Annotated in this window: 1 pseudogene; it reads left to right on the forward strand. The window is 57.1% G+C overall.

Annotated features, from left to right (window positions below):
- Positions 1 to 1094 (forward strand): annotated as a pseudogene (gene rpoB / locus ACQKQA_RS30420) (DNA-directed RNA polymerase subunit beta); the annotation flags it as partial.

A 1094-nucleotide genomic window follows, 5' to 3' on the forward strand; every position in this document is an offset into this window, starting at 1 on the left:
TCCGACTGATGACTGAAAACGGTACCTTCGTAATCAACGGTACCGAGCGTGTGATCGTTTCCCAGTTGCACCGTTCTCCTGGCGTATTCTTCGACCACGACCGTGGCAAGACGCACAGCTCCGGTAAGCTGCTGTACTCCGCACGTATCATTCCTTACCGCGGTTCCTGGTTGGACTTCGAGTTCGACCCGAAAGACTGCGTATTCGTGCGTATCGACCGTCGCCGCAAGCTGCCTGCATCGGTGCTGTTGCGCGCGTTGGGTTACACCACTGAAGAAGTGCTGGAAGCTTTCTACACCACCAACGTATTCCACGTGCGCGGCGAAAGCCTGAGCCTGGAGCTGGTGCCTCAGCGCCTGCGTGGTGAAATTGCCGTCCTCGATATCCAGGATGACAAGGGCAAGGTGATTGTCGAGCAGGGTCGTCGTATTACCGCTCGTCACATCAACCAGCTTGAAAAAGCCGGTATCAAGGAACTGGATGTGCCTCTGGACTACGTTCTGGGCCGCACTACCGCCAAGGCCATCGTGCATCCGGCCACCGGCGAAATCCTGGCAGAGTGCAACACCGAGCTGAACACCGAGCTCCTGGCTAAAATTGCCAAGGCCCAGGTCGTACGCATCGAAACTCTGTACACCAACGATATCGATTGCGGTCCGTTCGTTTCCGACACTCTGAAGATCGACTCCACCACTAACCAGCTGGAAGCGTTGGTCGAGATCTATCGAATGATGCGTCCTGGCGAGCCTCCAACCAAGGATGCGGCCGAGACCCTGTTCAACAACCTGTTCTTCAGTCCTGAGCGTTATGACCTGTCTGCGGTCGGCCGGATGAAGTTCAACCGTCGTATCGGTCGTACCGAGATCGAAGGTTCGGGCGTGTTGTGCAAGGAAGACATCGTTGCGGTCCTGAAGACTCTGGTCGACATCCGTAACGGCAAAGGCATCGTCGATGACATCGACCACCTGGGTAACCGTCGTGTTCGCTGCGTAGGCGAAATGGCCGAGCACCAGTTCCGCGTTGGCCTGGTGCGTGTTGAGCGTGCGATCAGGAACATGTCCAGCGCGGACTCGACGACGCGCTGCTGTTCGTCG

The sequence above is a fragment of the Pseudomonas sp. NPDC089530 genome (assembly GCF_050280705.1).
Classification (GTDB): Bacteria; Pseudomonadota; Gammaproteobacteria; order Pseudomonadales; family Pseudomonadaceae; genus Aquipseudomonas.